Below are 20,666 nucleotides of genomic sequence, written 5' to 3' on the forward strand. Positions count from 1 at the left end.
TAAATTAATTATAAATAATAGTAATTATATACTGTACAAACTAGTTATAAATAATTATAATAAATTTGTAATAATTCATATAATTTATAAAATTTAAAAGAAAGGAAGGGGCAGAAAGCATGAAGCATTCTATCCGCATTGTTATGAGTGTGTTTTTGTGTGCTTCACTCTTCTTTATTTTTGGTTGTACGAAACAAGAAGGAAAACAGGAATCGAAGAAAACAGAGTCGAAACAGACAGTAACATTAACCATCTCAGCAGCCGCAAGTTTACAAGATGCCCTAACGGAAATTCAGAAAAAGTATGAAAAAGAACACGAAAATATAAAACTATCATTTAACTTTGGAAGTTCTGGTGCATTACAACAGCAAATCGAGCAAGGGGCGCCAGTAGACCTATTTTTCTCGGCTGCTGAAAATAAATTTCGTCCTCTCGTAGACAAAGGATTGATTAACAAGGAAGAGAGTAAGAACTTGTTAGGAAATGAACTCGTTCTAATTGTTCCAAAAGACAAAGCAGACACAGTAAAAGGATTTCAGTCTTTGGCAGACAACAGCGTAAAGCAATTTGCGATAGGGAATCCTGAAACTACTCCGGCAGGTCAGTACGGGAAACAAACACTGACCAATCTAAATCTTTGGACAAAAGTAAAAGGGAAAATCGTGTACACAAAGGATGTGCGTCAAGTGTTATCGTATGTAGAAGCAAATACCGTGGATGCAGGAATTGTATTCAAAACCGATGCACAAATATCTGATAAGGTAAAAATGGTCGACACAGCAGCCGCTAATATGCATGATCCTATTATTTATCCGGTTGGTATCATTAAGAACACGAAGCATAAAACAGAGGCTAAAGATTTCTATCAATACCTACAGACAAATGATTCCCTCCAAGTCTTTGAGAAATATGGATTTAAGATTTTGAAATAAGTGATATGACACAAGAATTTTCAAGCTCTGTATGCTACTTGAGGCAGATTCGTAAAAAACACTTAGTATACCCCTGTGAAAATGCTGCTACTGATCCGTGTTGATGGATGGTTGTGTTCTGAAGGAAAACTCAGAAGTGTTGGCTAAATGTTTTTTGAAAAAAGAGAAGGACTTGTGTGAAGTGACCCCTGTCAAGTAGACAGGAATAAAAAAGCACATTTAAGTAGCCTGAGTCCTATATTCATAAGGACTCAGGTTATTTAATTTCTTTTGGAAACGTTGATGGTTATAAAAACGAATATATTTGTGTACGGCATCCTTCACTTCTTCGGCCGTGCGGAATGAGTACAGATGAAAACACTCTGCCTTGAAATGGCTGAAGAAGTTTTCCATGCAGGCATTGTCCAAGCAGTTTCCTTTTCTGGACATACTGGCCTTTATATTGTATCTTTTTAGTAGGTTGTTGTATTGGCGGGATGTATACTGGAACCCCTGATCACTATGGAGGAGTAGTCCATTTACATTCCGTTTTTTTATGGCCTTTTTTAGCGTGTCGATGACCAGTTTGATGTCATTTCTTTCGCTGATATGATAAGCCACGATTTCATTATTGTATAGGTCTTTAATAGCGGACAAATAGAGTTTTTGCCCATTAAAAATTAAATAGGTAATATCTGTAACCCACTTCTCGTTTGGCTTTGACGCGTGGAAATCTCGGTTTAGATGATTGTCCGAAATCACATAAGGCTCTTTCTTTCCGTAATAAGGCCGTTTCTTCCGAATCACCGCCCGGATTCCCATCTCCCTCATCAGCCTTTGTACTCGTTTATGGTTGATATCCAGTTGGTATTTCCGTTTCAGCCAAACTTGAACCCTCCGATACCCGTAGATTCCTTTCACTTCTTCATGGCACTCTTTGATTTTTTCCTTTAGCTGCTCGTCTTCCAAGTGCTTCTGAGAAGGGCGTTCCTGTCGTTTTACCCACTTGTAATATCCGCTTCGAGATACGCCTGCTATCTCACATAATAGTTGAATCGAACCATAACACCCAGCCATTTCTTGAATGATCGCGAACTTTTTGTGAGCTGGTACGGCTTCCATCCCCCCTTTCACCTCTTTAAGAGCTTTTTTAGCATCTCTACTTCCGCCTCCAGACGCTTGATTTTCGTTTCAGGATCTTCCGGACGAGTTCTCGGTCTTCCTTTATTTGGTCCTTTTGCTTTGCCCCGTTTTTCCTCCAGACCTTGTATTCCTTCCTGTTCATAGCGTTTCACCCATCGACGTACCATGGAATGGCTAATTCCCAATTCTTTCGCCACCGTTTCGTATCCCATGCCCTCTTCCAAATATAAATCCACAGCTTTCTTTTTAAACTTTGTATCATATGTTTTTCGTATTTTCCCCATAGAAAAATCCCCTCCATAGTAGACAGATTAATTGGCTTTCTTTTTTCTGTCTACTATAAGGGGATCATATCAGTGCCAGCCTTCTCTTTTTGTGTGCTTATCCCTCAAAATAACCTTATATGTGGCTCTTCACCAAAAGATGCACTTGGCTTTCTGCAAAATATGCTGATCCCTTGGATTACGAATAACTAGTGGCAACCATATGACATCAAATCAATAGTTTGACAAGTACATTAGTGATGAACCACAATTACTGAAGATACCCATATGTAGAAAGTACGTCTGATAATTTAGAAATTCCTCTGCCGCTTGTTCAAGCAACAAAGACTTTGTTCATTATAAGCTGTTTGTTAATTGCTCTAATCTCTCAGCCGACGTAGCAACATTGTTGGTGGCATCATTAATATCCGCAATAACATCGACGTATCGTTTCATCTTTTCGTTAATTTGATTGTTTTGGGTGCGAATTTGCTGGAGCGACTGTGATAATGTTTCAAAAAACTGATAGATTCTCTCCATATCGGTTGTCCCACGATCAATCAATGTATGGACTGAATTCATCGATTCAGAAGTAGCTTCTACTTTTTTATTCAATTTATTTAAAATGTTTGTTACATCAGCGAGAGATTCTTTTGTTTGGAAGGCAAGTTTTCGCACTTCATTAGCAACAACGGCAAACCCTTTTCCGTGTTCTCCCGCACGCGCCGCTTCAATCGAAGCGTTTAACGAAAGCATGTTTGTTTGATCGGCGATCTTTGTCACGATGCTGTTGATTCTTTCGATATCACGGGCTGACTGTTGTAAGCTTTGAATCTCTATTTGGATATTTTTCATCATTTCTTGAATATGGTGAATGTCAGAAAGTTGTTTTTGCAATTTGTCCTGCCCCTCGGCAGAATGATGTTCACTTTTTTTCGAAATGGAAACAGCTTCTTCAGTAGATCGCAAAATATTCATCGCTTCCGTTGTCAATTCAGAAACCGAAGCATGGACCTCTTCGGATATGTCAGAAAGTTGTTGTGCTGTCTCTTGTAATTGCAATTTGAGATCATTTTTTACTTGATACATCTGCATTCGGACTTCTTCATGCGCTTGCCAGTATTGTTCTAAAACAAGCTGTTGTTCAAAGCTTAATATTTTTGTGACCGATTTTACTGATTCAATTAATAACAAAGGATCGTCTATATGTGAAGCGATTGCTTCCAAAATCGACAACTGAAGTTGCTGAAACGCGCACATATACCATTTTGGCAACAGTCCAATCTTTAAATGTGTGACCGCAATGCGCGTACGCTTTTCGATAAACGCTTCATCAATGCGTCCGTCAAACATTTCAATCACATGAATAGTAAGGGTCTTTTTTAGACGTTCAACGGAACTATGCCGATGAATAATTTCAAATAAAGATGGTTCTTTTTCTAACGTCTCGTAAAAGCGCCCGACAATCCAATCGATTTTTTCTTCCACCCATGGTTTTAACTGGGTTAATATGGCTAAATCGCGATGCGTGAGCTCGATCATTTCCAATTGTCTGTTAATCGATGCGTCTTTCACGCGAACAGGTGTGGGCTCGGTTTGAAGCGCGGTGGCAACCTTATGAGGTGGCTTGGTTTCTTTTTTAATCCAGAAAGAAAGATTCATTAGAAGCCTCTCCTTTTTCTTCTAAATTTCGACAACTTTATTTTAACGAATATTGTAAAAAAGTAGAAGTAGAATAAAAAATTAATTCTATTACAATAACATTTAATTTGAAAAAAGATGGGGAAAAGTTGCGGAGTTAAAAATGATAATAAAAAGTGTAGCACATTTAGCGGCGAACCCCCGCCTAAACAAACAATTGAGATAATTCATCATTCGCTGGTACTTATAAGTACGAAATGTGGAGCTAACCTGAAAATGAATATTTTTTATCTTTCTGATGGTGCCGCAATTATGGGGCAAAGTTGTCTTCCATGGAAGAATGGAAATTCTTGCATAATCTGTAGTGCTGTAAGGTGTGGCATAGGTGGCTAATGTGGGGAAGGTTAGTTGAAAAAGGATTTGATTTTAATTTGTAGAAATTATCGGTATGGAAAATAGTTCTTTTTAGATAAGGTTTTTAGATAAGGAAGTGATAAGATGCGACAAATCATCGCTCTAGGCGGTGGAGGTTTCTCAATGGAACCGGATAACCCGTTATTAGATCTTTACATATTGAAACAAGCAAAGAAAACTACTCCAAAGGTTTGTTTTATCCCCACTGCCCGGGGATTCAGATCATTATATATCAAGGTATTATAGCTTCTTTAATAAACAAAATTGCAAACCTTCTCATTTATCTTTATTTAGACCGCCAACAAGGGATTTAGAGGAATTTATACTGGAGAAGGATATTATATATGTTGGTGGGGGAAATACAAGAAACTTATTAGTTTTATGGAAAGAGTGGGGGTTAGATAATATTTTGAGAAAAGCTTGGAACCAAGGGATTGTTTTAGCTGGCGTTAGTGCTGGTTCTATATGTTGATTCGAGGAAGGCGTCACAGATTCATTTGGAGAGGGGTTAGAACCAATTAAATGCTTAGGCTTTCTAAAAGGCAGTCATTGTCCTCATTATGATGGTGAGCCAGATAGAAGACCTTCGTATCATAAACTTATTTATTCTGGAGACATACAAGCTGGTATTGCAGCGGATGACGGAGTTGCCATTCATTATATTGGACAAAACATAAGCAATATAATTAGTTCTAGGCCAAAGGCAAAGGCTTATAAAGTTTTTTTGGATAACAAGGCGATGAAGGTGATAGAAGAAGAGCTTCAGACGAATTTTTTAGGTTCCTGTTAAGCCAATATGAAAGAACGAATTAACTTTCATCATCTGTGGTGAAGCCCGTTCATAGTTGGCTAAGGGTGCAGAAAAGTTGAAGAAGCAAGGAATCCGTTATCGTTTGAAAATGCTTGAAAATGAAAGGAGACAGTTAATGGACCAAAAACGTATGGAACAACTAGAACAACGGATTGCTGTTCTAGAAAAAGAAATGAATGCATTAAAGACGCAAGTTGAAAGGATATTGCAAGGGGGACAAGAAGCGAAAAAAGCACCTCAAGCGCAAGAGCAAAGAGAAATCATAGCTCCTGTGAAGAAAGGAAAAACGATTCAGTTGAAAACAGGAGTAGTCTCTCCGCCAGCACAGCAGAAAGAGTCCGATCCGATAGATTGGGAGCATGTCATCGGAAGAGTGTGGCTTCCTAGAATATTTATCTTCGTTCTCTTGCTTGGATTGGTATGGGGATTTACGATTGCTGCTGCAATGGGAATATTAACGGAACCAGTCAGAATTTTGATGGGGTTTGCCGGTTCTGGTTTACTTGTGTGGTTAGGAGAAAAGCAAATCAAAAAACAAAGAGAAAATTTAGGGAAAGTTTTATTATCAGGCGCGATTTCTCTTTTGATTCTTACCACATTTGCGATGCATGTACTATATGATATGGTGCCGGGAGTGCTGGCATTTATTTTAAATGTTGGGTGGATTGCCGCGGGCCTGCAATTGGCGAAACGCCATAAATCCGAAGTGATTGCGATATTAACCGCTTTTGCAGGGTATCTCGTTCCATTTTTAATTGAGGGCCATGAAAAGGCTGCTACGCTATTTATAGCCTATGAAACGTTCTTCTACACGTTATTGTTGTTATTTGCAGTGAAACAAGGTTATAAACGACTCTTCTATACGGCAAGTGTTTTATGGCATGTAGTGGTTCTGTTCTATGTAGCAACACTCTCACGGAATACAGATACTGATAAAATCATGTTGTCCGCTGCTTTTGGAGCGGTGATACAGCACATCTTAATCGGTTACTTTGGATTCAAAGGCAAGTTCCAGAAGATCAAGGTATTACCTATTGTCTTTACGAGTTTTGTGATTACAACTTTATGGGCTTTTGAAGGATTTCAATTCAATTTGTCTTATGACGAGTTAGAAACATTAACGCCTTTCCAAGTGCATGTAAAAACCGCTATTTTATTGGACCTGTTTTTACTTGTTTCTGCAGGTGGTTATGGCTTCTTAGCTTATAAAGGGAAAAAGCAAGAGCATCAACAAACAGCGGTAGGGTTAGCGATCAGTACGTTAAGTGCGGCGTTGTTGGTGTATCAACTTGTAGATGACAATGCTTTCAGAGCGATTATCTATTTGATTGAAGGAACCTTAGCTATCTATTTAGGTTACCGTTTCAAAACTACGTTCCAAAAGTGCACCGGTTGTGTTGTCTATGTGATAGGGGCGCTTATCACTATTGCAGATCAGAAAATTAGAGAAATTCTAAGTATAGAAACGCTATGTTGGCTTGTCTTAATCGGTTCTTTATATGCGCTTTATCGCTTAGTAAATCTTCATCACGCAACCCACAAAGTTTTACGCGGTCTCATGTTAGGGGTAAATGCGCTTATACACCTTGTCTTCCTTTCTTCTATTACTAGCGTCATCACAGAAAATTGGTCTATTAGTATGCAGATGATGACATTATCCTTTGCTTGGGCCTTATACGCGGTAGCAGGTGTAGTCTTTGGGGTAGTGAAAGGGAAGAAAAATATCCGTTTAGTCGGAATTATCCTTCTGTTGCTCACTCTTTGTAAGATTGTGTTAGTGGATCTTCAGTTTGTTACGATTATTGTGAGAACAGTCTTATTTATTGGTTTAGGTACAATCGGACTATTGGTATCCCGCTTATTCTACGTGAAAAAGTAACGTCAAAGCCCTTGTGTATCGATTTCGGTATACAAGGTTTTTTCTGTTTTATTATGTTCAAAATAGCAGTAGAAGTCAAAGTATTTATGTATAGTTGGCAGCCACATAGTAAGCGCCAACATAAATAAACGATTGGGCAAAACTGCCCAATCCCGTCGATAAAAGGTTTAAATGGATCAGTTGGTTCACACGCGCTCCTTCATTTATACAGTTAATTGCCGCACTATGAAACGATAATGCGTTTTGGCCCATTTCCAATCAGCTGATCTACATCGTTTATTAGCGTGTAAATATGATCGTATGGTTGATCAATTTGCAGCATTCTCCGCAGTATGAAACGGGCGTCTTCGGAAATGGACAGCTCTTCTTCCCAACTTTTTTCTTCCTCTGTTTTCGGCTCGTACGAGGAATATAACAAAAATAAGGTAAAGTGCCCTAACGCGTAAAAGTCGCTTTTTGGATGAGTATCGCGCCGCAGCTTTTTTTCAGGTACATACGTTTCGATATGAGGAACGGGCTCGCCAAAAAAACGCGCTAATCCGAAATCGATCACAAATACGGCACCGTCTCGCAGTAAAATATTCGGAATGCGCAAATCGCGATGGACAATGTTGTTGGCATGAATATATTCGACTACGGTGAGCACATTCCGCAATAATTGAAACGCTTCACGTTCTGTATACGTTTTTCCCTTTTCAAAAATAAGCGTTTCAACTGTCTCTCCTTCAATATAGTCCATTACGAGATGGGGGGTTCCATTTTCCAGGAACGTATCATACAACGCTGGAATTTGCGGATGATTAAGCCGCCTTAATATATCTGCTTCCCGCTTTAAGGACAGCTCGCTTTCTTTCCCTTTTGTTTTTCTGCTTTGTTTGACAACGACTTTCCTGCCTGTCTGCAAGTCGGTGGCCACGTAAGCAATGCCATAGCTTCCCATCCCAAGCTCTGCTATAATTTGATAGCGGCGCCGAATCACCTTCCCTTTTCGATACGGACGTTCAAATAAGCGAGCAAGCGCCGGGTGACGATACAAAAAACGCATCATTAGCTTCCAAAAAAGCTCGAAAAGAAACTACCGCTATGATGTTTCTTTTTATAATGCTTATGGCCGTAGTGGGAAGGATGGATATTCGCATAATGCTTTGGATAATGATCGCTGCTGCTGTAATGTATTTTATGGTGTTGCTGATGAAGCACGTGTTCTTTCAACAGTGCTTTGATGATTTTCTTTAACATATGTCCCTCTCCTTTACAATAAGACTGCTTTATATTTATATACGAAATAGGAATAAAGAAGTTTCATCATTCACGTCTGTTTAGGGGATGTCACCATGGCATGGAACGATGTCGTCGTGTTCGGAAAAAAGACCAATTCGAAATGGCGGAAGATTTGAAACTCATTTATCGATCACCGAATAAAAAAATTGCACTGGAGATGTTTCAACAGTTTGAGTCGGAATGGTCTGATAAGCACCCGAGAGAAGTTCAAACTTGGGCCAACGAGTTGGATGTCCTCCTCACCTTTACAATGATGGAAGTCGCCAAGTCGGTGTTCATTTACTTAGGAATTCCGTTTCTTGGCGGAATGGTGACGCGCTTTTTGTTGGTAAAAGCAAAGGGCAGACAATGGTATGAAAAAATATTCATTCCAAAAATCAGCCCGATTACATTGATTTCTTTATTGCAACAAAGGTGGAATGAAACATGAAAAACAAAAAGATCATTTACTTCTTATGCACAGGTAACTCTTGCCGCAGCCAAATGGCAGAAGGATGGGCAAAAAAATATCTTGGCGACGAGTGGGAAGTGTACAGCGCCGGTATTGAAGCTCACGGATTAAATCCAAATGCGGTAAAAGTCATGAAGGAAGTAGGAATTGATATTTCGAACCAAACATCGGATATCATTGATCCAGAAATTTTAAATAAAGCCGATTTGGTAGTAACATTATGCGGTCATGCAGCGGACCATTGTCCAGTAACCCCACCAAATGTGAAACGCGTACACTGGGGATTGGATGATCCGGCAAAAGCGGAAGGAACGGAGGAGGAAAAATTAGCGGTATTCCGTCGTGTTCGCGATGAAATCGGCGCGCGCATCAAAAAATTTGCTGAAACAGGCGAATAAGACTGAATGACAGCCGAGAAGATTCTTCTCGGCTGATTTTACAGGAGGGGAAATCATGATAAAATTTTATTAGCTAGGTATTAGATTCCGAAAAAACCATTTCATCATTAGGGGAGTAACAATCGTTGTAACCAATATCACAACGACAATGACAGCAAACATATCTTGCGTTAGCAGTTTAGTTTCTAAACCAATAGTTGCAATAATCAGTGCTACTTCCCCTCTGGACACCATTGCTGAACCAATTCCTAATGAGCTATTCCAATTGAATCCAGCCAATTTTGCCCCAATAGATGCACCAATTAATTTTGTTAGTATAGCTATAATACTTAATAAAACGATTAGACCTAAATTTTGAGTAATACCGGAAAATTGAGCAGTAACACCAATAGAAGTAAAGAATACAGGAACAAAGATAGAATAACTAATCGTTTCCACTTTCTCAAATATCTCATGTTTGAAGTTTGTTACACTGATCGCCACACCTGCGATATACGCACCAATTATTGCAGCGACCCCTGTGTATTCTGCTAGGTATGCATAAACAAAACAGATAATTAGAGCAGATGAAATTACAGTTTCTGTTACTTTTAATGATGAAAATTTATTCAAGAACCAAGGAACTATTTTCCAACCAACCAAAATGGCTCCTGCGAAAAATAATATTTTCTTTAAAATAACCGTTGTTAAATTAACATCTCCACCAGCAAAACTCATTAAGAATGCCAAAACAATAATTCCTACCACGTCATCGATGACAGCTGCCCCTAAGATAGTGGTTCCTTCGCGGCTATTTAATTGATCCATCTCTTTAAGCGCCTGAACGGAAATACTTACACTGGTAGCCGAAAGCAATAGTCCTAAAAACCAGGATTGCATTGTAGTAAGGTTCAACATTATTCCAACAAAATAACCCAAAACAACTGGTACAATAATGCCACCAAAACCTACGAAGGCGGAGGATTTTCCAGTTTGTTTGAATTCATCAATATCTGTTTCCAACCCAGCAATAAACATCAACAAAATCACGCCGATTTGGCTTAATTCTGCTAAGGTTTCTGTCTCATTCACTAATCCTAAAACCGATGGACCTAATACAATCCCGATCAGGAGTTTACCAAGAACTGAAGGCTGCCCCAATCTTACACTTAGGCTCCCAGCTATTTTGGCGGCAACTAAAATGATGGATAACTGAAGTATTAACACCTAAAAATCCCCACCTTTCATTATTTATGATTTCCTTTAAACTAAAAAAGAGTCTGTCACCAAAGGACATAGTTATCCCTTAGTGACAGACTCCACCTAAAACAATTAGTATTAATATTCTTATTACAATATATAATAATATCATACTTTAGGCAATATTTCAAGATAAGATTTCCCTTTCCTTTACTATTTTTTGCTGTATGAACTAACCTTTCCCTCTCAGCTAAATAAAACCTCCTATATTTCTTTTACGTTCCCAAGCCAACAAAGTTTCAATTCTTGTTCAACTAATCTGCTCCTAGCCAACCATAAAATAAGCTTCAACACAGATGACGGAAGACAATTCGTTCTTCCATGTGAATTGAACAAGAAAATCAACAACAAACATGATGTAGCACTGTAGGCTTAAAACTACGGTGCTTTTTTATGCGTAAACTTCAGTAATATAGAAAAGAAAAAACAGCTGGCTTAAAGGGATCTCCGTTTTTTCTGCACATTTTCTCTACATTTGTTTGTTATTATATGAAGGAGAGTAAGCTGATAAGGAAGGGACAAAAGTGCGAAAAATTTCATTTAAATTAGGGCTGTTATTTTTTGTATTCGTATTAGGAATAGAGACGGTTTTATTTGTGTCACTATATGTTACTCTGGTTCATTCTCGAATTAATGAGGAATTTGAGCAGCTGTTGGCAAGAGGGAATAATCATCGCGATGTGTTAGAAAAAAGTTATAACCCTTCTACGTTAGAACATGTCACCATGATGGAGTCTGAAGCCGAGACGGATGTCATTATTACAAATGACGAGGGGAAGATATTGTATTTTTCAGATCATATTTTACCATTTGCTAAAAGAATCATAAAAAAAGCAAATAATAAAAACATTCCCCATAGTGGAATGATTGTGCAAAAAAATTGGCAAAAAGAGGCGCATATTTCGACAGTAAGCCCGATTCGGATTGACGGCAAGATCAAAGGGTATGTCTATATGTTTCAAAATACGGATTCTATTCAAAACATGATTTATAAGTTAAAACATCATTTCCTTATGGTTGGAATTCTTTCGGTATTTTTAACGATTATTACGATTGCTTTCTTATCAAGAGTTATTACTATTCCTCTCATTCGTATGAAGCAGGCGACCGAAAAATTGAGTAAAGGGGATTTTTCTGTTCGTCTGCAAGTAAAAGGGGGGGACGAATTGGCAGAATTAGGGAAAGCCATTCAAACATTGGCGAGGGATTTAGAATACTTAAAAAAAGAAAGAAACGAATTTCTCGCCAGCATTTCTCATGAACTTCGCACCCCTCTCACTTATGTAAAAGGATATGCGGATATAGCTAGGAGACCCAACATGGGGGAAGAGGAGAGAAACCAATATTTGTCCATTATCTACGAAGAAGCAGAGCATATGCAAAAATTGGTGAAGGATCTTTTCGAATTGGCGAAGATGGATCAACATTCCTTTCAAATCCATAAGGAACCTACAAACTTATGTTCTTTCTTAAAAAAATTGCATGACAAAATGCATCCTGCGTTTCAAGCGAAAAAAATGTCTCTTGTATATTACTGTGATGGAAACATTACCGTCCATATAGACCAAAAACGTTTTGAGCAAGTGATGATGAATTTGTTGGACAATGCTTTAAAATATTCCGATCAAGGTTCTACCGTCTCTATTGATGCAAGAGCGGAGAAAAAGAAAATCATGATTATTGTTTCAGACGAAGGCAGAGGGATCCCTGAAGAGGATTTGCCGCATATTTTCGAACGGTTTTACCGGGTGGATAAATCAAGATCAAGAACTAGCGGCGGAACAGGACTGGGTCTGGCCATCGCCAAGGAAATTGTAGAAGCGCACGGAGGCTCGATTTACGCTACAAGTGAATATGGAAAAGGAACAAACATGATCATTACATTGCCGGAGGGATGAACATGTACACAATTTTACTGATTGACGATGAAAAACGAATGTTAGATTTGCTTGATCTTTATCTCTCCCCGAAAGGATATCATTGCGTAAAGTGTGAGTCCGGTTTAGCAGCGATGCAGTACTTAGAAAATAACAAAGTGGATTTAGTTTTGCTGGATATTATGATGCCAGAGATGGATGGTTGGGAAACGTGCAAACGAATTAGAGAATTTTCCGATGTTCCTATTATCATGGTGACTGCAAGAGATCAGACGTTAGATATCGTCAAAGGCCTCAATATTGGGGCGGATGATTACATCACAAAACCGTTTGACGAAGCCGAGCTCCTTGCGCGCATTGAGGCGGTGCTGCGCCGCTCCGTAGGAAAGCGCTCGAAAATAGAATTTCAAGGATTAGTGTGGAATGAAGACGAACATAAAGTCCACTATCAAAACGAACCAATTTTTCTAACGCCGAAAGAGTTTGCCATATTGGGGCTGTTTTTGAAGCATCGAAACAGAGTGTTCAGCCGAGAACAAATCATCGTGTCATTATGGGGCTATAACGCAAATACAGAAGAGCGTACCATAGACTCCCATGTCAAAAATATCAGAGAAAAGCTTAGACAAGTTGGTTTTCCGATCGATCAATTTCTGCAAACCGTTTGGGGGGTAGGGTATAAATGGGAGGCATAAGGCAAGAAGAGGATGAAAGAGCAAATCATTACATTGCTTAACACATATGAAAATGCTGCTTATCTCATCAGCATCGTGATAAATATTATGATCAGTATTTTAGGACTTGTACCAAGCGTTTTTCTAACAGCTGCCAATTTGGCGGTGTTCGGGTTTTGGAAAGGCACCTTTTTATCTTTTGCAGGGGAAGCAATCGGAGCCATTATCTCCTTTCTTTTATATCGTAAAGGATTCAAGAAGCTTTCTGAATTCAAGTTATTTTCCCACCCGAAAGTCAGGCGTTTGCTTGAAGCAAAAGGTTTAGAAGCCTTTTTTCTTGTTCTATCTTTGCGCCTTTTCCCTTTTGTTCCGTCAGGAGTAGTGACTTTTGTTGCGGCGATCGGAAAAACATCTTTGCTTATCTTTATGATTGCTAGCTCAATAGGGAAAATACCTGCCTTACTTTTAGAAGCCTATTCGGTTTATCAATTGATGAATTGGACATGGCAAGGGAAAGTAATATTAACATTTTTGTCTGTTTTTTTATTTCTTTTTACTTGGAAGAAAATCAATCGAAAAAAGGCTCAAACCAACAAAACTTAGAGAGTTTATGTTTATGAAGAGTGACAAATATCATATCCAAAGAAACAAACTCCATAAATTCTGCAAATATTTCTGCTATAAAATAACTATGTCTACTCAATGCACAAAAAGGAGCATCAGCAATGAAAAAAATGACGAAAGCTATGATGATTACATCGTCCATTCTTCTTCTAAGCGCTTGTTCATCATCCAATGAAAAAGAACAGTCCTTTATTACGAGCAAAGAACAAGCAAAATCCAACACATCTGTTACAAATAATCCTTTCTTTAAAGAAAAGAAAGAAGGAAAGTTCGAACATTTACATGGAATTGGTTATGCAGGCAACCAAAATGCGATTTACTTTGCTACACATGAAGGTTTACTTGTTTACCAAAATAATAAGTGGTATGAAACGACTTCCAATAAACATGATTATATGGGCTTTTCTGCAACAGACGATGGGTTTTATGCATCGGGACACCCAGAAGAAGGTTCATCTTTAGGAAATCCGCTTGGTCTTGTAAAAAGTCTTGATCATGGACAAACGTTGATGAACTTAGGGTTTTATAATATGGCAGTAGGCTATAAAAGCCATACGATTTATGTCGTGAACCAAGAAGAAAACAAAAAGCTAGGACAAGGGTTATTTTACAGTAAAGACGACGGCAAAACGTGGTCGCAAAGTCAATTAAACGGCCTACCGCAAACTGCTGCAGGAACGATTGCTGCCCATCCAACGGAGGAAAATATGGTCGGAATTAGTACGCCAGAAGGAATTTTCGTTTCAAAAGATAATGGAAATACCTTTGAACGCTTTACCCGAAAGATTAATACGATGACGTTTATCTTCCAAGAAAAATCCATTTTATTTGCGGCTGTAGAGAACAATAAGCCTGTACTTATAAAACAATCATTAGAGTCAAAACAAGAGGAAGTCCTTTCTGTTCCTAAACTCGACGAAAAAGACCATATCATGTATATGTCCTCAAATCCGACAAATGAGAAGGAAATTGTGATCGCCACCATGAATGGTGATATTTTCATGACAAAAAATAACGGTGAAAGCTGGACAAGACTAGCATCCAAAGGGAAAATAAATTTTTAATAAAAGACATGCGGGCGCATGTCTTTTTGCTTGCTTAAAAATATACTACTCCACAATTTCTGCAAAATTTGTTGCTACAATATAGACATCAGGTAGAGAAGAAGGTGAGAAGAAGGGTGTATTCGTTCTTAAGCCAAATAAGCAACCTTCTAAGCCAACCATTTCTAAATATTGCAAATAACACGACAGCTATTCCCATTTTGTCAGCTTTTGTTCTTGGGATAGTTGGAGCGATGGCTCCGTGTCAAATCACTGGCAACTTGGGAGCGATCACGTTGTACAGTAATCAGTCCTTGCAAAAAGGGATTGCGTGGAAAGAGTTGCTCCTATTTATTTTTGGCAAAATCATTGCTTTTTCCGGTTTAGGTTTGATTGTCTGGCTTATGGGCAAAGAGATTCAAAGTACACTAACATTGTATTTTCCGTGGTTAAGAAAGCTGATCGGTCCCATTCTCATTCTGGTAGGTCTATACTTGTTAGGGCTTTTTAAAATGTATTGGAACGTAACCTTGCTCAAAATCCCTGAGAGGTTTTTAAAGAAAGGAAAAATAGGCTCCTTTTTAATGGGTTTCGGCTTTTCGTTAGCTTTTTGTCCAACCATGTTTGTGCTGTTTTTTGTTACTCTCATGCCTCTCGTATATTCAACGTCTTATGGAGTGTTATTGCCGAGTATCTTTGCCGTCGGAACCTCTGTACCTGTTATTTTCTTTATCCTTATCCTTTGGTACTTAGGATTTAGCGGCACTTTAATGAAAAAAGGAAAACAAGCAGGAAGGTTCGTCCAAAAAGCAGCTGGAATCGTGATGATTTTACTTGGCATATTAGACACCATCACTTATTGGTTCTAAAGTTAGGAGAAGGAGGAAAGTGAACGGCGATGTTTGGAGGTTTGGCCATGATGATCGGGATGATGTTATTCTGGGTTGTATTAATCGCCATTGGTTTTTATCTCTTACATCGTTTTATCAATGACCGCAAAGAAGAGTTATCCCCGATGGAAATATTAAAAGTACGATTAGCCAAAGGAGAGATCACTTTAGACGAATTTGAACAGATATCCAAAAAATACAGTAAAATCCAGCATTTTTTCGTTATATTGTACACAGGAAATGCAATTTACAATTCTTCACCCTCTTTCAATTTATATAGATGAAAGAAGTTGTTGATAAGAGTATTGTCAACAGCTTCTTTTGTTTTTTTAGCTTTTTGAGCATAATAACCTCTTTACCCTCATTCAATTTGACCTCTTATATTCATGCATTTTCTTTTATTTAGTTTAAAATCGTAATGATAAGAAGACGAGCAAGGAGGAATTGATGATGACTATTACATTGCATGTACAAGGAATGACTTGCGGCCATTGCAAAATGGCGGTGACAAGCGCCCTTAAAGAGCTAGACGGGGTAAGAAATGTAGAAGTACATCTGCAAGAAGGTACTGTCGATGTAGATTATGATGAAACAAAGGTAATTGTAGAAAAACTCAAAGAAGCGATTGAAGAGCAAGGTTACGATGTGAAGTAACATAAAATCCCCTCCAAGTTTTACTTGGAGGGGATTTATCATTGTTATTCAGGTTTATTTGTTGTGTCATTCGGGTTTGGTGTATAGTCAGATTTGTAATCTTTGTATTTTACTTCTGTGACCATTCCGGCTGCAGCATGGTGCAAGTCATGGCAATGGAACATCCAATTTCCCGGATTATCCGCTTTAAATGCGACTACATATTCTTCACCCGGTTTTACATTCAAGGTATCCTTAATCAATGGGGAACCTGCAATTGGCTTGCCATTTTTACTTAATACTTGGAAGAAGTGTCCGTGTAAATGCATAGGATGTAAATCTTTCGATGAACTGTTCACTAATGTTACTTTTACTAGATCTCCTTTCTTAACATTTACAGGCGCTGTTTCAGGATACGTTTTCCCATTAATCGTGTAGACCATGCCATCTTTGCCCATGGCTGTTCCTAAATCCATTGTGTACTCTACATCATATTTTTGATCTAATGTAAATTGACCTAATTCATGTTTTCCGTATTTTGTCATATCAACGATACGGAGGTCCTCTTTTGCATTTGCTTTGTCCGTATTGTTTGTTGCGCCTTCATATTGAATTTTCACTTTCATGCCATCCGTGCCTTTCATATTACCGTGACATTCTAATAACCATTCACCCGGATTATTCGCTGTAAATTCGATATCATAACGTTCACCCGGAGCAATATTTAAAAGTTCATCTTTGATTGGTTGCGGATCTTTTAACGGCTGCCCGTCCGTTGCGACAATTTTAAACTCATGGCCATGCAGGTGAAGCTTGTGAGGCATGTATCCTGCGTTTACAAGGCGAAGCCGCACTTTTTCGCCTTTCTTCACTTTTAAAGGTTTGACAGCGGAACCACTTTTCCCGTTAATCGTGAAAATATCATACATGCTCATATCATGGCCCATGTTGCTCATATCCATATGTTGGTTATCGGAGCTGTTTCCATGTCCCATATTGCTATGATCCATCCCACTCATATGCATATTTCCTTCATTAGGATTGCTCATCCATTCATCTAACACAAGTGTATAATCTCGATCTACTTTTTCCTCATTCTTAGGCTCTACGATTAATGTACCGTATAGCCCCTTGTCCACTTGTTTCGCGCTTTCTTGATGGGAATGATACCAATACGTTCCCGGTACGGTTGCAGTAAATTCATACGTAAAGGTTTCACCCGGTTTAATTATGTTCATCGTGACACCCGGAACTCCATCTTGGCTATTCGGAACAGGGTAGCCATGCCAATGGATCGTCGTCGGTTCTGGCAATTCATTTTTAAAGTGAATTATTACTCGGTCCCCTTGTTTCAAACGAATTTGCGGTCCGGGCACAGATCCATTATACGTGTAAACTGGGAGTTTTACTTTATCATTTATTTGTAATAATGCTTCCTTAGCGGTTAAATAAAACTCTTTACCGGATAAAACTTTTGTATTCGTTGCTAAAGGCAGTTGCTTACTGGAGTCCTTGGTAGTGTTTTCCTCCTTCATATTCATGTTTGACATATCGTGCCCCTGCATGGAACTGTGCGAATCATTATTTGAGCAGGCTGCACCAATAGCAACAACTCCCGCTAAAATAGTTCCAACCAATAATTTCTTCATGTATTTCCCTCCATAAACATGCGATTTAAATCATAGCTGACATCATCATAAAAAATAAATGTGCAAAATTTATGGAGAAAAGAGTCATTAAGCAAATTTGCACAAAGTATTGTTTGATATTAATGGGAGATACGAAATAAAAAAGACAAGCTATTACTTAATTGCGGAAGAACAGAAAGGTTGAATAAGCGGTAGAAGCGTTTGAGGAAAGGAGTTTACTATTGTTTTATAGAAATTAATACCAGATATCCATAAATTTGTTGTACAATGTATAAAAGATGATAAAGAGAATTTTGTTTTGGGGGCGGGAATATTATGTCCTTAATATTATTTCTCGGTATTCTTGGGGTATTAATGGTTATAATCCTAAAAAAACCGATAACAGGAATGATTGGTGACGATTATAAAGTGGTTTATAAGCTGAAAAGTGCTAAGTGGTTTCAAAATCATTGGTTAGGTGGAATATTCTTGTTCGCAATTAATGCTGTTCTGTTTTTTTCTACCGGTCTTGTACTTTACTTATTGTTATATTTTTCAATTCCGTTCGTTCATTTGATTGTCATGATTTTGGCTGTAATCGTAAGTATCTTTATTTGGGTATTGATTAATCATGCATGGCAAGGTACTAAAAGCAATCGTTTGAAGATGGGGTTTTTAGGGAGTAGTTTTTATGTTTTTTTGACTTTGGTGTTAGCTTATCAGTTAGTAACGCTGAAATCTTCTTATCCAAATGAAGATGCTTGTATGGGGGGAATGATTGGTTTAGTATTCGGCATAATAGTTACAACAGTTGCGTTTATTACTTGTTTTACAATCGCAGGCTTTTCTAAGAAGTAAGAAGCCAATTAAACACGATGTGAATTTAATGTACTGTGATTGACGTTTTATTTCTTACACGATCGGGATGGTTTCTGCAATAAGTTAAATTAAGAAATGTGAGGAGGGTGCCCCAAAAGCAATCACTTTTGGGACACCCTCCTTTATTTTTACATATGCATATGCATCTGATGAGAATGGTCGCCGCCGATCGATGGGTCGAGCATTCCAAAAATCATAGCAATATGAGCTACTACTAAAAATACACCAACGAAAGTGGAATGATATTTCAACTTTTGTTCCTCGCTCCATCTCCGCCCGATTATGCCTAAATCGATTAGACTTAATCCCAATAACGGAATGACTCCTGCTAAATAAAATCCTACTGCAATGATATCAATCCATCCGCGCCATTCTCCATTCAATGTAAATGGAATGACGGCATTGACAAATAAGTAAATAAAAATTCCTAAAAAGTAGACACCAACCATGATGCTGCATATTTTGTTGACTTTACGGATCATTCCATCGAAACGGCGAGTAAAAAGAATTGCCAGCTCCGTTATTGCAATGGTCTCGGCAAGAGCAACGGGAACAGCCATAAATAAAATCAAATTCCAAGGTTGATTCACCGCTAACAGTTCCATGTAATGCGTCATGTTCATCCAATCACCCCTGCATTTTGTTTATACATCCACATTTATTAACCTTAATCACAATTTGTGCATTTTCTTTGGAAAATTTAAGAATAATTTGTGGCAAAATCCACTGAATCTATCTGTGTTTTCTGCAAAAAAAACATGGTTTTTACGTTCTTTTGGTGAATGAAAGGCTTTTTCTGTTTTTTGGAATTTGTTGAAGGTTTTTATCATGTAAATGCTGAATTTTGATTATTAAAGGAAATTGGAGTTACATTGTTTCAATTAACACGAAAGAAGCGCTAATAGGGGTTCCAAATATAAATGAACAGGAGATGATGGAATTTGTCTTTAAAAAATTATGGAGTTCTAAAGGGGAAACCAGTCGACTCTATGATGGGAAGAGGACAAAATCCTCATTATCAAGTTCTTGTCAAGGGTGAGGAAGGTATTCAGTATCGAATCGCTATTAATATTAAATCACAGTCTTATCCTTCAGAAGTATTATATTTTGTTGGTGAGGATTTCCATTCAGAAGATATTACAAAGTTACCTGACTTAGAGTTTGGTTTTACTCCTATAAAAAATAATAATCCAAACATTGGGCTTGATTATATAAGAGGAAGTTTATTCGATCCAGGAAAAATGATTCCCCTCCCAGCTGATGTAGAGGGGCCAGACAACGATTTAAACGAAAAGATTCAACATTATATTAAGCAAGCTATTGATAAGAAGGCAATCATATACGCTTTTGGAGAGAGATGGGGCCCAGAGCAAAATAAGCCTGATAAGTATTTTGTTTTTTCACCTGGTAACGGTATACATGATATTCATATGAACCAAGGAAATGTGGGGAGATGGAAAAAAGATAACGGGATATGGCAAGATGGGGGGATTCTCATACATTTTGAACAAGAGAAAAGGTGGGTAGCCATTTTTCTAGCTTTCCAATCTCAATCCTGGTGTACAGATGGGAAGGGGAATGCAATCAAACCGGTAGAAGAATGTAACCATAAAAATGTTAATAGGTAAACAATGCCATAAGTATCTTCCAATAATGTTTTGTTACACTGTTTCTTCGTGATAATTAATTGTCAAAAACAGGCATAGAAAAAATACAGAGAGATAAAACAGCAAAGAAAAGAAGATGAAAAAAACCGTAAAGAAGTGTTGATGGTGGTTGCTATCGTTGTTTTATTTATTCTGCTGAATGCTTTTTTCAAAGCTTTTTAACGTGAATCATCTTCATGGTAAAATATATTCTTGTCCACTCTACTATACGTTAGTAAAAAGATAATTCAAGTTAGCACTACACTTAAACTCCTTTTACTGTTACGCTCTATGTATCTATTGTGTCACGTATTATATTCCGAAATGATCATTAGGGGAGA

20 protein-coding genes and 2 pseudogenes are annotated in these 20,666 nt (G+C 38.0%); 14 read left to right on the plus strand and 8 right to left on the minus strand.

What is annotated here, in order from left to right; genetic code table 11:
- Nucleotides 1-119 precede the first annotated feature (119 nt).
- Complete coding sequence (modA, locus tag QSJ37_RS02325) at nucleotides 120-932, plus strand: molybdate ABC transporter substrate-binding protein (RefSeq protein WP_483313572.1); 813 nt, start codon at nucleotides 120-122, stop codon at nucleotides 930-932.
- A gap of 219 nt (nucleotides 933-1,151) precedes the next feature.
- Here the strand turns inward: modA and QSJ37_RS02330 are convergent, their stop codons facing one another.
- The 3 genes from QSJ37_RS02330 to QSJ37_RS02340 all read right to left on the minus strand — a co-directional run bounded on the left by QSJ37_RS02330 (nucleotide 1,152) and on the right by QSJ37_RS02340 (nucleotide 3,979).
- Nucleotides 1,152-2,033 (minus strand): IS3 family transposase, encoded by an 882-nt coding sequence (locus QSJ37_RS02330; RefSeq protein WP_285753359.1) that lies wholly within the window; start codon nucleotides 2,031-2,033, stop codon nucleotides 1,152-1,154.
- 8 nt (nucleotides 2,034-2,041) lie between these two features.
- Nucleotides 2,042-2,338, minus strand: coding sequence for a transposase (locus QSJ37_RS02335; RefSeq protein ID WP_285753360.1), 297 nt, complete (start codon nucleotides 2,336-2,338; stop codon nucleotides 2,042-2,044).
- 336 nt (nucleotides 2,339-2,674) lie between these two features.
- Complete coding sequence (locus tag QSJ37_RS02340) at nucleotides 2,675-3,979, minus strand: globin-coupled sensor protein (RefSeq protein ID WP_285753361.1); 1,305 nt, start codon at nucleotides 3,977-3,979, stop codon at nucleotides 2,675-2,677.
- 477 nt (nucleotides 3,980-4,456) lie between these two features.
- Here QSJ37_RS02340 and QSJ37_RS02345 point away from each other — a divergent pair.
- A pseudogene (locus QSJ37_RS02345) lies at nucleotides 4,457-5,162 on the plus strand (Type 1 glutamine amidotransferase-like domain-containing protein).
- 76 nt (nucleotides 5,163-5,238) lie between these two features.
- Nucleotides 5,239-7,062, plus strand: coding sequence for a DUF2339 domain-containing protein (locus QSJ37_RS02350; RefSeq protein ID WP_285753362.1), 1,824 nt, complete (start codon nucleotides 5,239-5,241; stop codon nucleotides 7,060-7,062).
- Between the two features lie 223 nt (nucleotides 7,063-7,285).
- On the opposite strand, the gene QSJ37_RS02355 is transcribed toward QSJ37_RS02350, so the two are convergent.
- Entirely contained in the window at nucleotides 7,286-8,110 is an 825-nt protein-coding gene (locus QSJ37_RS02355) for a serine/threonine protein kinase (RefSeq protein WP_483313573.1), read from the minus strand.
- Nucleotides 8,110-8,301, minus strand: coding sequence for a hypothetical protein (locus tag QSJ37_RS02360; RefSeq protein ID WP_285753363.1), 192 nt, complete (start codon nucleotides 8,299-8,301; stop codon nucleotides 8,110-8,112). Before QSJ37_RS02360 ends, QSJ37_RS02355 begins: the two co-directional genes overlap by 1 nt.
- Before the next feature lie 100 nt (nucleotides 8,302-8,401).
- Between QSJ37_RS02360 and QSJ37_RS02365 the strand changes: the two are divergent.
- A pseudogene (locus QSJ37_RS02365) lies at nucleotides 8,402-8,749 on the plus strand (arsenic resistance protein); the annotation flags it as partial.
- 20 nt (nucleotides 8,750-8,769) lie between these two features.
- Nucleotides 8,770-9,192, plus strand: a complete 423-nt coding sequence (gene arsC / locus QSJ37_RS02370) for an arsenate reductase (thioredoxin) (protein ID WP_062677054.1) — start codon at nucleotides 8,770-8,772, stop codon at nucleotides 9,190-9,192.
- A 69-nt stretch (nucleotides 9,193-9,261) separates the two neighbouring features.
- Here the strand turns inward: arsC and QSJ37_RS02375 are convergent, their stop codons facing one another.
- The gene (locus QSJ37_RS02375) at nucleotides 9,262-10,398 is read right to left on the minus strand and encodes a cation:proton antiporter (protein ID WP_285753364.1); all 1,137 of its coding nucleotides are present in this window, start codon (nucleotides 10,396-10,398) and stop codon (nucleotides 9,262-9,264) included.
- Nucleotides 10,399-10,955: 557 nt separating this feature from the next.
- Here QSJ37_RS02375 and QSJ37_RS02380 point away from each other — a divergent pair.
- From QSJ37_RS02380 to copZ, 7 genes are all read left to right on the plus strand, one after another.
- Nucleotides 10,956-12,329, plus strand: coding sequence for a sensor histidine kinase (locus QSJ37_RS02380; protein ID WP_285753367.1), 1,374 nt, complete (start codon nucleotides 10,956-10,958; stop codon nucleotides 12,327-12,329).
- Between the two features lie 2 nt (nucleotides 12,330-12,331).
- A complete protein-coding gene (locus QSJ37_RS02385) occupies nucleotides 12,332-13,003 on the plus strand; it encodes a response regulator transcription factor (protein ID WP_285753370.1) in 672 nt (223 codons plus the stop codon).
- Nucleotides 13,004-13,015: 12 nt separating this feature from the next.
- Nucleotides 13,016-13,585: a TVP38/TMEM64 family protein gene (locus QSJ37_RS02390; RefSeq protein ID WP_285753372.1), complete on the plus strand. Its 570-nt coding sequence runs from the start codon at nucleotides 13,016-13,018 to the stop codon at nucleotides 13,583-13,585.
- 122 nt (nucleotides 13,586-13,707) lie between these two features.
- Nucleotides 13,708-14,670 carry a F510_1955 family glycosylhydrolase gene (locus tag QSJ37_RS02395; protein WP_285753374.1) on the plus strand — a complete coding sequence of 321 codons (963 nt, stop codon included), beginning with the start codon at nucleotides 13,708-13,710 and terminating at the stop codon, nucleotides 14,668-14,670.
- 116 nt (nucleotides 14,671-14,786) lie between these two features.
- Nucleotides 14,787-15,518, plus strand: coding sequence for an urease accessory protein UreH domain-containing protein (locus QSJ37_RS02400; protein WP_062754572.1), 732 nt, complete (start codon nucleotides 14,787-14,789; stop codon nucleotides 15,516-15,518).
- Between the two features lie 47 nt (nucleotides 15,519-15,565).
- Complete coding sequence (locus tag QSJ37_RS02405) at nucleotides 15,566-15,823, plus strand: SHOCT domain-containing protein (RefSeq protein ID WP_285753377.1); 258 nt, start codon at nucleotides 15,566-15,568, stop codon at nucleotides 15,821-15,823.
- A 166-nt stretch (nucleotides 15,824-15,989) separates the two neighbouring features.
- A complete protein-coding gene (gene copZ / locus QSJ37_RS02410) occupies nucleotides 15,990-16,193 on the plus strand; it encodes a copper chaperone CopZ (protein WP_285754731.1) in 204 nt (67 codons plus the stop codon).
- 44 nt (nucleotides 16,194-16,237) lie between these two features.
- On the opposite strand, the gene QSJ37_RS02415 is transcribed toward copZ, so the two are convergent.
- Nucleotides 16,238-17,821 (minus strand): multicopper oxidase family protein, encoded by a 1,584-nt coding sequence (locus QSJ37_RS02415; RefSeq protein ID WP_285753379.1) that lies wholly within the window; start codon nucleotides 17,819-17,821, stop codon nucleotides 16,238-16,240.
- A gap of 315 nt (nucleotides 17,822-18,136) precedes the next feature.
- Between QSJ37_RS02415 and QSJ37_RS02420 the strand changes: the two genes are divergently transcribed.
- Complete coding sequence (locus QSJ37_RS02420; protein WP_285753381.1) at nucleotides 18,137-18,658, plus strand: hypothetical protein; 522 nt, start codon at nucleotides 18,137-18,139, stop codon at nucleotides 18,656-18,658.
- A 149-nt stretch (nucleotides 18,659-18,807) separates the two neighbouring features.
- On the opposite strand, the gene QSJ37_RS02425 is transcribed toward QSJ37_RS02420, so the two are convergent.
- Nucleotides 18,808-19,302, minus strand: coding sequence for a DUF6803 family protein (locus tag QSJ37_RS02425; RefSeq protein ID WP_285753383.1), 495 nt, complete (start codon nucleotides 19,300-19,302; stop codon nucleotides 18,808-18,810).
- A 318-nt stretch (nucleotides 19,303-19,620) separates the two neighbouring features.
- On the opposite strand from QSJ37_RS02425, the gene QSJ37_RS02430 reads away from it, so the two are divergent.
- Nucleotides 19,621-20,307: a YukJ family protein gene (locus tag QSJ37_RS02430; RefSeq protein ID WP_285753385.1), complete on the plus strand. Its 687-nt coding sequence runs from the start codon at nucleotides 19,621-19,623 to the stop codon at nucleotides 20,305-20,307.
- Nucleotides 20,308-20,666: the final 359 nt, after the last annotated feature.

It is taken from the genome of Parageobacillus sp. G301 (assembly GCF_030268025.1).
Lineage (GTDB): Bacteria > Bacillota > Bacilli > Bacillales > Anoxybacillaceae > Parageobacillus_B > Parageobacillus_B toebii.

Excerpts from the sequence above, each read along its gene's own strand:
- QSJ37_RS02395 (WP_285753374.1), top strand. The coding sequence starts at position 13,708 with ATGAAAAAAATGACGAAAGCTATGATGATTACATCGTCCATTCTTCTT.
- QSJ37_RS02330 (WP_285753359.1), bottom strand. The coding sequence starts at position 2,033 with ATGGAAGCCGTACCAGCTCACAAAAAGTTCGCGATCATTCAAGAAATG.
- arsC (WP_062677054.1), top strand. The coding sequence starts at position 8,770 with ATGAAAAACAAAAAGATCATTTACTTCTTATGCACAGGTAACTCTTGC.
- QSJ37_RS02390 (WP_285753372.1), top strand. The coding sequence starts at position 13,016 with ATGAAAGAGCAAATCATTACATTGCTTAACACATATGAAAATGCTGCT.
- QSJ37_RS02360 (WP_285753363.1), bottom strand. The coding sequence starts at position 8,301 with ATGTTAAAGAAAATCATCAAAGCACTGTTGAAAGAACACGTGCTTCAT.
- QSJ37_RS02335 (WP_285753360.1), bottom strand. The coding sequence starts at position 2,338 with ATGGGGAAAATACGAAAAACATATGATACAAAGTTTAAAAAGAAAGCT.
- QSJ37_RS02420 (WP_285753381.1), top strand. The coding sequence starts at position 18,137 with ATGTCCTTAATATTATTTCTCGGTATTCTTGGGGTATTAATGGTTATA.
- QSJ37_RS02340 (WP_285753361.1), bottom strand. The coding sequence starts at position 3,979 with ATGAATCTTTCTTTCTGGATTAAAAAAGAAACCAAGCCACCTCATAAG.
- QSJ37_RS02405 (WP_285753377.1), top strand. The coding sequence starts at position 15,566 with ATGATGATCGGGATGATGTTATTCTGGGTTGTATTAATCGCCATTGGT.
- QSJ37_RS02425 (WP_285753383.1), bottom strand. The coding sequence starts at position 19,302 with ATGAACATGACGCATTACATGGAACTGTTAGCGGTGAATCAACCTTGG.
- modA (WP_483313572.1), top strand. The coding sequence starts at position 120 with ATGAAGCATTCTATCCGCATTGTTATGAGTGTGTTTTTGTGTGCTTCA.
- copZ (WP_285754731.1), top strand. The coding sequence starts at position 15,990 with ATGACTATTACATTGCATGTACAAGGAATGACTTGCGGCCATTGCAAA.
- QSJ37_RS02385 (WP_285753370.1), top strand. The coding sequence starts at position 12,332 with ATGTACACAATTTTACTGATTGACGATGAAAAACGAATGTTAGATTTG.
- QSJ37_RS02415 (WP_285753379.1), bottom strand. The coding sequence starts at position 17,821 with ATGAAGAAATTATTGGTTGGAACTATTTTAGCGGGAGTTGTTGCTATT.
- QSJ37_RS02355 (WP_483313573.1), bottom strand. The coding sequence starts at position 8,110 with ATGATGCGTTTTTTGTATCGTCACCCGGCGCTTGCTCGCTTATTTGAA.